General features: G+C 45.4%; 9 protein-coding genes. 7 read left to right on the top strand and 2 right to left on the bottom strand.

The features are described from left to right. Positions 1-103: 103 nt before the first annotated feature. Complete coding sequence (thrB, locus tag WKI49_02655; protein MEJ7621404.1) at positions 104-1,003, top strand: homoserine kinase; 900 nt, start codon at positions 104-106, stop codon at positions 1,001-1,003. Further along, positions 984-1,667, top strand: coding sequence for a type III pantothenate kinase (locus tag WKI49_02650; protein ID MEJ7621403.1), 684 nt, complete (start codon positions 984-986; stop codon positions 1,665-1,667). Before thrB ends, WKI49_02650 begins: the two co-directional genes overlap by 20 nt. Here WKI49_02650 and WKI49_02645 read toward each other — a convergent pair. Continuing rightward, on the bottom strand, positions 1,627-3,156 hold the full coding sequence (locus WKI49_02645; protein MEJ7621402.1) for an HDIG domain-containing metalloprotein: 1,530 nt from the start codon (positions 3,154-3,156) through the stop codon (positions 1,627-1,629). The genes WKI49_02650 and WKI49_02645 overlap by 41 nt on opposite strands. A gap of 164 nt (positions 3,157-3,320) precedes the next feature. Between WKI49_02645 and WKI49_02640 the strand changes: the two genes are divergently transcribed. Genes WKI49_02640 through WKI49_02620 form a run of 5 tightly spaced genes read left to right on the top strand, consistent with a single transcriptional unit; the run spans position 3,321 to position 7,423 of the window. Then, positions 3,321-4,325 carry a PstS family phosphate ABC transporter substrate-binding protein gene (locus WKI49_02640; protein ID MEJ7621401.1) on the top strand — a complete coding sequence of 335 codons (1,005 nt, stop codon included), beginning with the start codon at positions 3,321-3,323 and terminating at the stop codon, positions 4,323-4,325. Continuing rightward, positions 4,322-5,245, top strand: coding sequence for a phosphate ABC transporter permease subunit PstC (pstC, locus tag WKI49_02635; GenBank protein ID MEJ7621400.1), 924 nt, complete (start codon positions 4,322-4,324; stop codon positions 5,243-5,245). The genes WKI49_02640 and pstC overlap by 4 nt, the downstream gene beginning before the upstream one ends. Before the next feature lies 1 nt (position 5,246). Next, positions 5,247-6,191, top strand: coding sequence for a phosphate ABC transporter permease PstA (gene pstA, locus WKI49_02630; GenBank protein ID MEJ7621399.1), 945 nt, complete (start codon positions 5,247-5,249; stop codon positions 6,189-6,191). A gap of 11 nt (positions 6,192-6,202) precedes the next feature. Next, positions 6,203-7,003 (top strand): phosphate ABC transporter ATP-binding protein PstB, encoded by an 801-nt coding sequence (gene pstB, locus WKI49_02625; GenBank protein ID MEJ7621398.1) that lies wholly within the window; start codon positions 6,203-6,205, stop codon positions 7,001-7,003. A gap of 9 nt (positions 7,004-7,012) precedes the next feature. Beyond that, positions 7,013-7,423 carry a thioesterase family protein gene (locus WKI49_02620; GenBank protein ID MEJ7621397.1) on the top strand — a complete coding sequence of 137 codons (411 nt, stop codon included), beginning with the start codon at positions 7,013-7,015 and terminating at the stop codon, positions 7,421-7,423. Here WKI49_02620 and WKI49_02615 read toward each other — a convergent pair. Next, on the bottom strand, positions 7,386-7,589 hold a 204-nt coding region (locus WKI49_02615), incomplete at its 5' end, for an AtpZ/AtpI family protein (protein ID MEJ7621396.1). The two genes, WKI49_02620 and WKI49_02615, sit on opposite strands and share 38 nt — an antisense overlap.

Here is a 7,589-nt window from a genome sequence, read left to right as displayed (position 1 = left end):
GAAGGATTATATCATCAAACAATTTTCTCCTTGCATCTTTTATGGTGGCTCAAGGTTATTAATCACCCTACAACTTGCAACTTGCGTTATTATAATCTTTCTCATGCTACGCCTTCTTGTCCCTGCAAGCACCAGCAACTTTGGTTCTGGTTTTGATGCCTTTGGTCTTGCCCTCAGCCTGTATAACGAGTTCTATATAGAGCCTTCTAAGGTATATACCATAGAGATAGAAGGTGAGGGTGTAAGTCTGCCAAAAGACGAGAGCAATCTGTTTGTAAGAGTTTACAAAAGAGCCTGTAAGGTGTTTGCTCTTGAGGAAAAGCCTTTTAAACTCAGGCAGGTAAACCGAGTCCCTACCGCAAGAGGGCTTGGCTCTTCTGCCACTGCCATAGTGGGTGGCATCTTAGCCTTTGAGTCTTTACATGGCATTAGTCTAAGTCTTGAGGAAAAGCTAAAGGTTGCCTTTGAGTTTGAGCCACATCCGGACAACCTACTTCCTGCCTTTCTTGGTGGCTTTGTGGTGTGTGTAAGCTCTGAGGAGGGTGTTAGGTTTCTAAGGCTTGACTTCCCAGAGGAGCTAAAGGTAGTGGTATGTGTGCCAGACTTTGAGCTTTCCACCCAGAGGGCAAGAGAGGTGCTAAGAAAAGAGGTATCTATAAAGGATGCGGTCTTTAACCTGCAAAGGTCTGCTCTTTTTGTGGGTGCAATTCTTACGAGGAGCTTTGAGCTTTTGAAAGAGGCAGTTAAGGACAAACTTCATCAACCCTACAGGTCTGAGCTAATACCAGGCTTTTGGAAAGTGCTCCAGAGGGCTTACGAGGCTGGTGCTTTGGCGGTCTTTCTGAGCGGTGCGGGTCCTTCTGTGGCAAGTCTGTGTATTGACGAGGCGGAAAAGGTGGGCTCTGCCATGGTTCAAGCCTTCAAAGAGGAGGGTATAAACTCAAGGTATATAACGCTCCGAGCCTCCAAAGAGGGTGCAAGATGTGAGAGTTTTAACCCTTGATGTGGGAAATACCTCAGTGGACGTGTGCCTCTTTGAGGGTTCTTTGAAGTATGTGGGTAAACACAGTCATAAGGATGTGCCACTCTTGAGTGCAGACCTTGTGCTCGTGTCCTCTGTCAAACCCTCGGCGAACAACACTATCCTTGAAAAATACCCCCATGCGAGGTTTATAGGGGCGGAGGATGTGCCACTTCAAAGTGCCTTTGAGGGAAAGGAGAGAGTGGGCATAGACAGATTGCTCAACCTTTACGGAGCGGTCCAGCTCTTTTCAAAGGACGTAGTGGTAGCCAGCTTTGGCACTGCGGTAGTCTTAGACTTGGCGATAGATGGTGTATTTCAAGGTGGCTTTATAACTCTTGGTGTGGGCACTGGGCTTGAATGCCTTTCTCAAAGGGCGGAGTTAATTCCAAAGTTAGAGTTAAAAAAGACCATAGCCACCATAGGCAAAGATACAGAGACTGCAATTCTCGGTGGGTTTTATAGGCAGTATTTTCATTTCCTTGAGGGATGTTTGAAAGAATGGCAAAAAGCCTATGGCAAGAGCCTTAGTCTTGTGCTAACCGGTGGCGATGGATGGCTCTTTGAGGAGCTTGGCATATACGAGCCTCTTCTTATCCACAAGGCTATGCTTCTTCTTTCAGGCTTTTATAGTAAGCCTTTATAAACTCAAGGGCTTCCTCTTTGGTCTTTACCTTACCCTCCAACTGGGCTTCCTCAAGAGCTTTCTTGAGCTTTCCCACAAGAGGACCCTGAGCTATACCAAGGGTCTGCATTATCTCCCTTCCATCAAGCAGGGCTTTCATTGGGACTTTTGAAAGTTTTTCTCTTTTAAAGCTTACCAAGTCATGTATAGTCTCAAGAAGTTTCTTTATCTCCGCCTCTTGGTCGCCACTACCCATAGCGTCCGCAATGGCATGCAAAAAGAGATGACCTGCTATGTCTCCACACTCTCTCCAAAAGTTCGCCCTTCCTCTGTCTGTGAGCTGACCCTTAAAAAGAGACTCCCTTAGGTAAAAGGGTCTTAGATGCTCTCTCACAAGCTTTGCCACAAACTCTACCGCAAGTTCACCCCACTTATAGGTTTTGCCATAGCTCCTTACCAGCTCCGCACCCAGTTTATCATGGTTGTAAAAGGTTATTTTCCCCTCTCTAATTTCAAAGGTGTGAGGCTTTGCAAGGTCATGAAAGAGTGCGGAAAGTTTAAGTAGCTCAATGTCAGAAAATTCCCCATGCACTTCCATTTTTCCAAAGTTTTCCAAAAGCTCCGCAGGCAGGTATCTGTCTCTTTCTTGAATGACCCTTTCAAGGGCTTCCAACACTCTAAAGACATGCTCTTCAAGAGGGTATATATGATGCTCCCCCTGGTCTCTTATCTCCTTCCAACGGTCTGTGTCTGGGAAAAGCTCCTGCAAAACTCCATACGCATACAGGTCTTTGAGCACCCTATAGCTTTTAGGATGTCTAAGGATTTTGAAAAGCTCAAGATTTATCCTCTCTGCTGGTGCCTTCTTTACAAGATGCTTCTTTTTCTTTACAAACTCGTAAAAATCTTCGGTAAGCTCCAGATTCTTTTCTACCGCAAGGCGAAAGCCCCGTAGTATCCTTACTGGGTCTTCTTCAAGGTTTTTGAGGGAGATGGGTCTCAAAAGCCCCTGCTCTAAGTCCTCTACACCATGAGCTGGGTCGTATATTAGGGTTTGCTTTGCACCTATGCTAAGCACATCATCTATGCTAACCGCCATAGCATTGGCGGTAAAGTCTCTTGAGAGCAGGTCTTCCACCAGAGCCTTTTCTAAGTCTCTACCCTTTATCTGAGCAAAGTCAAAACGATACTTGTAGGGTGGAATTCTCAAAACCACCGTCGCTATGGTAGGTCTCCTAAGCAGTCCCTTTTTCTCAAATTCAAAGTAAGAGCCACCTATCCTCTCTGCGAGCTTTTTGGCGGTTTCTCTTGGGTCGCAGGTTACCAAAAGGTCTACATCTATATGGTATCCCACAGGCTCACCCAGAAACCTATCTCTTACCCAACCACCCACTATAAAACAGTAGGCTTCCCTCGGTAGAACCCTTGCAATATCGTCAAAGTAGGTCATATAAAAGTTAAGCCCGTGCGCAGTATGCTTTATGCCCTTCTCAAAGATAAGCTCCTGCATAGTATAAGAATTTATCTCATAGGTCTCTCCTTAACAAATTCTTATGTCCCTTAGAAGAGAGCCATAAAGCCCCACAGAGGAAGCGTCCTTTTTGTGGAGCATCTTAACGAAATCTTAACAATTAATCTGTAAACTTATAGCAAAATCTCTAAGGAGGTGGTAAAATGAGAAAGAGGATGTTGCAGAGTGCTGTCCTCTCAATGGGAGCTTTGGCTCTCTTGTCCGTGCCTGCAAAGGCACAGCAGATAATCAGGATTGACGGCTCTTCCACCGTTTACCCCTTAACAGAGGGTATAGCGGAAGAGTTCCAAAAGGCAAAGAGGGGTGCGGTAAAGGTCACCGTGGGCATATCTGGCACAGGTGGTGGCTTTAAGAAGTTCTGCAGAGGCGAAACGGACATATCCAACGCCTCAAGACCCATACTTGCAAGGGAAATGGAAGAATGCAGAAGGAACGGCATTCAGTATATTGAACTTCCTATAGCCTATGACGGTCTTGCGGTGGTGGTAAACCCAAGAAACAACTGGGCAACCTGCATGACGGTGGAACAGCTAAGAGAAATATGGAAGCCTGAATCCCAGGGCAAAAAGTTCATGTGGTCAGACCTTGACCCCAAGTGGCCCAGAGTGGAAATAAAGCTTTGTGGACCTGGTTCTGACTCTGGAACCTTTGACTACTTTACAGAAGCAATAGTGGGTAAGGCAAGGGCTTCAAGAGGTGACTACCTTGCATCTGAAGACGACAATGTGCTTGTGCAATTTGCCCGAAGGGAAAGGGGTGCTCTCTGCTACTTTGGACTTGCCTATGTGGAAGAGAACAAGGGTAAGGTGAAGGCTATACAGATAAAGAATCCCAAGACTGGTCAGTGCGTTGCACCCACATATCAAACAGTCCAAAACGGCACATATCAACCACTCTCCAGACCACTCTTTATATATGTAAACGCAAAGGCTGTGGAGGAAAGACCTGAGGTAAGGGAGTTCGTAGAGTTTTATCTCAAAAACGCAGGCAGGATAGCCAGACAAGTGGGATACATAGCTCTTCCTGACAGGGCTTACAGAATGGCAGAGGAAAGGTTCAGAAAAAGAGTGGTAGGCACCGTCTTTGGTGGTGAACCACAGGTTGGTCTTACCATAGATGAACTTCTCAAGAGGGAAGCCAGGCAATGACACTCTCCATAGGAGTTAAAAAGGCAATAGACATAGCCCTGTATCTTTTCTTGATGCTTATGGGGGCTGTGTCTATCCTCATAACCTTTGGCATAGTCTGGGTCTTGCTGGTAGACACTATAAGGTTCTTCACCCACCCCGAAGGGGGTGGCTTTCCCACTTCACTTATAAGGTTCTTTACAGAAACCCAGTGGACTCCCACTTTCTACAATAAGCAGATAGGTATATGGCCCCTAATTAACGGCACCTTTATGATTGCTTTTATATCCATGTTGGTTTCTATTCCTCTTGGGTTAGTGGTAGCCATATACCTCAGTGAATACGCCAGCTGGAAGGTTAGAGAAACGGTAAAGCCCTGGCTTGACTTTCTTGAGGCAGTTCCCACAGTGGTTTATGGCTATTTTGCCCTATTGTTCGTCACCCCCATACTTAGCAAACTTCTTGAACCCTTTGGTATATACGTGGAAGGTATGAACGCCCTAGCCCCTGGTATAGTCATAGGAATAATGATACTTCCCTATACCGCATCCATGATAGAGGATGCCTTTAAGGGTGTCCCACAATACCTAAGAGAGGCATCCTACTCTCTTGGAGCTTCTAAGCTAAGGACAGCTCTGTTTGTAGTGCTTCCTGCAGCAAAGTCTGGGGTGCTTTCCGCCTACCTTCTTGGATTTTCAAGGGCAATAGGTGAGACCATGGTGGTGGCAGTGGCAGCTGGCATGTATCCTCAGATAACCGCCAACCCCCTTGAGCCAGTTCAAACCATAACAGGATACATAGTGCAGGTGGCTCTTGGAGACCTACCTTTTGGCTCTTTTGAGTATCTATCCATATTTGCCGCAGGCTTTATGCTCTTTGTTATAACATTAATACTAAACTCCATAGCGGTTTACCTAAAATCCAAAACAGTGGGGTATTAAGATGGAACAGGGTGTTGAAGTTAGAGGAGAGTTAGAGACAAGACTAAAAGAATTTGACATAGAGGGCTACACAAAGGGTGTAAAGAAGAGAGATAAGCTTTTTGAAATAATCGGGCTTATTGCCACTTTTTTTGTTCTCCTATTCCTCTTTGCTATAGCGGTAGACCTTCTCATTGATGGATGGGTAAGAATAAAAGACCCTAACTTTTACACCTCTTTCCCCTCAAGGTTTCCAGACCAAGCGGGAATACTCTCCGCATGGGTTGGGACGGTCTACGTCATGGCAGGAGCGATCTTTTGGGCAGTCATAATAGGCGTTCCTGCAGGTATATACCTTGAGGAGTATGGAGGCAAGGGAAAGATAGCCAGAATAATAGAGGCAAACATCTCAAACCTCGCCGCTGTCCCTTCCATAGTATATGGTCTATTGGCTTTAGGAGTATTCGTATATAGGTTTGAGTTCGGAGAGAGCATACTTACCGCAAGTCTTACTCTCGGTCTTCTCATGCTACCTGTTGTGGTAGTCTCCACAAGAGAGTCTATCAGGAGAATTCCTCGCTCCATAAGGGAAGCTGCCTACGCTTTGGGTGCAACAAGATGGGAAACCCTTTTCCACCATATCCTACCCTACTCAATTGGCGGAATACTCACTGGTCTCATTATTGCAGCGTCAAGGGCTATAGGAGAGACCGCACCCCTCATAACCATAGGAGCTCTAACCTTTATAGCCTTCCTGCCACCAGCACCTTGGGAAGACTTCATTGGAATGCTCAAGTCTCCCTTTACGGTTTTACCTATACAAATGTTCAACTGGGTCTCAAGACCTCAAGCTGCCTTTCACACCAATGCAGCTGCCGCAGGTTTTGTCCTACTTGTAATAGCCTTCTTGATGAACTCCATAGCCTTTTACCTTAGATACAAAGTCAGGAGGAAATACCAATGGTAAATCCTGCTAAAATGTTAGAGGAGAGGAAAAAAGTGCAAAGTGTGGGACCAGACAAGGTTAAGCTGGAAGTGAGAAACTTTAACTTCTACTATGGTAGTTTCCAAGCTCTAAAGAATATAAACTTCCCCATATATGAAAAGAAAGTAACCGCCATAATAGGACCCTCTGGCTGTGGCAAAACCACTCTTCTTAGAGCCTTCAACCGTATGCATGACCTATATCCAGGAGCTCGCTACGAAGGTGAGATAATAATGCATCCTGATGGTATAAACCTTGTAGACCCCAAAACAGACCCCCTAAGGGTTAGAATGCGTATAGGAATGGTTTTCCAAAAGCCTAACCCCTTTCCCAAAAGCATATACGAAAATGTAGCCTACGGTCTCAAGATAAGAGGCATAAAGAACAAAAAACTCCTTGACGAAGCGGTAGAAAAGGCTCTCAGAGGTGCAGCACTTTGGGATGAGGTAAAGGATAGGCTTCATACAAACGCCTATTCCCTCTCTGGAGGTCAACAGCAAAGGCTCTGTATAGCCAGAGCCATAGCGGTAGAACCCGAAGTCCTTCTCTTTGACGAGCCCACCTCAGCCCTTGACCCCATATCCACTGCCAAAATAGAGGACCTTATAGTGGAGTTAAAGCAAAGAGTCACCATAGTGATAGTGACCCATAACATGCAACAGGCTGCGAGGATATCGGACTATACCGCCTTTATGTATCTTGGAGAGCTTGTGGAGTTTGGACCCACAGAAAAGATTTTCACAAAGCCCGAGAAGAAACTCACAGAAGACTACATAACAGGAAGGTTTGGATAAAATATCTATGTGTTTATATACCGCAGGAGAGTTCAGTTTTACGAAACAGACGCCCAAGGGATAGTGCACCACTCTAATTATTTCAGATACTTTGAGGAGGCGAGAGGGGAGCTTTTGAGGTTTCTGGGTTATCCCTACTCAAGGCTAAGAGAGGAAGGCGTAGATGTGGTCTTACTTTCTGCAAATTGCGAATTTATAAAACCTCTGCGTTATGACGAAGAGTTTGAAATTGAGCTCACCCTCCTACACTTAGACCGTTTTACCTTTTCTTTCCAATACCTTCTTAGGTCTTCAGAAAGGATAAAGGCGAAGGGTAGCACAAAGCACTGCACCGTAAAGGAAGGGAAGATATGTTCCATACCCACACAAGTAAAGGAAAAGCTCATTCAATTCTTTTCAAATCCCTGTATGCATTCCTAAAACCCGAGATTATACCCACAAAAAGGAAAAAGAGCAGTCCAAATGGGAAAGTTTTTAAACCCAAAAGACCTTCCATAAGCCACTTGTCAAAGGCATAGCCCACTAAAAGACCGGCAATTATCCCACCAAGAAGGTTAAAAGCCACGTTGAGTGCAAGAAAGTCTTT

This window comes from Aquificaceae bacterium (assembly GCA_037722135.1).
In the GTDB taxonomy this organism is placed as follows: domain Bacteria; phylum Aquificota; class Aquificia; order Aquificales; family Aquificaceae; genus Pampinifervens; species Pampinifervens sericum.
Note: the sequence above shows the minus strand (reverse complement) of the source record. Positions and strands in the feature narration are given on the sequence as shown.